1 pseudogene is annotated in these 621 nt (G+C 66.2%); it reads left to right on the top strand.

What is annotated here, in order from left to right:
• Positions 1-24 precede the first annotated feature (24 nt).
• Positions 25-621: pseudogene (locus tag DMH01_RS42605) on the top strand (hypothetical protein); the annotation flags it as partial.

The following is a 621-nucleotide window of genomic DNA, read 5'->3' as shown; positions in this document are numbered from 1 at the left end:
GGGGACAAGAAGACCCCGATCCCGGTGTCCGTGACGATCCCGGCGACGAAGGTACCCGCCACCGGCGAACTGAAACTGGTAGCGACGGGCACCGTCCCCGACATCCTGCTGAAGGTGCCGTCCGAACTGCGGCTGAGCACGGGCGCGCCGTCGCTCGCGCTGACCGCCGCGGAAACGCCGCTCAAACCGATCACCTGCACCCAGACGCCGGACCAGAACACGCTTCTCGGCAGTGTCGCGCTCCTGCCGCACGGAAAACCCAAGCCGCAGTCCGGCAAACCCGGCGAGCAGAAGAAACCCGGTACCGACGCGCGGGCCGCGGACGACGTCCACGCCGACGCCCTCTTCCCGATCGCGTTGCAGCCGTTCGAACTTCAGGGCACGTCGTCCATCACGAAGCTCGGCGCCTTCGCCCGGCTGAAGCCCGCGTTCATGGTCAACGCGGTGTGGCACGTCGACCTGGAGAACACCGAAGGGCACGGCAAGATCACCGTCTCCGTCATGATGCCGCCGAGCAAGCTGAGCTTCCTCGGTTTCGGCTTCGTCCCGATCACCGCGACCATGGCACTGCTGCCGGAGGACTACGCGACCGGTAATCACATCATCGATGTGGACGACGTT

The organism is Amycolatopsis sp. WAC 04182, assembly GCF_003947465.1.
Lineage (GTDB): Bacteria > Actinomycetota > Actinomycetes > Mycobacteriales > Pseudonocardiaceae > Amycolatopsis.
Note: the sequence above shows the minus strand (reverse complement) of the source record. Positions and strands in the feature narration are given on the sequence as shown.